We start from the raw sequence: 385 nt of genomic DNA on the forward strand, positions 1-385 counted from the left end.
CCAAAATAGCCGACGAAAAGAACAAAGCGCTTGGCAAGCCACTACAGTATCAACACAAAGGCTGGATCAACTATATCATCACCCTGAACGGGCCTGAGCCTTTGGACTATCTTGAATCAGACATTGATTACCAACACTACATTGAGAAACAGCTAAAGCCCATCGCGGAAGGCATTCTGCCCTTTATCGGGATGGACTTTGATCGCCTAATAGATAATCAAATGGCCTTATTCTAGGGAACCTAGAAGTAAGTTCCTTAAGGCTCAATGATATTAAAGACACCTCTCGGCTTCTCAAACAACCTGAAGAAACTCACTAAATCCAGCTTACTACCCTCCACCGTCAAATCATCCGAGAACAGGGTGTCTTTAATATCATTGAGCCT

At 43.6% G+C, this 385-nt stretch carries 1 pseudogene; it reads left to right on the forward strand.

What is annotated here, in order from left to right:
• Window positions 1–236: pseudogene (locus A3763_RS28490) on the forward strand (DNA polymerase II); the annotation flags it as partial.
• Window positions 237–385: the final 149 nt, after the last annotated feature.

This window comes from Oleiphilus sp. HI0128 (genome assembly GCF_001635365.1).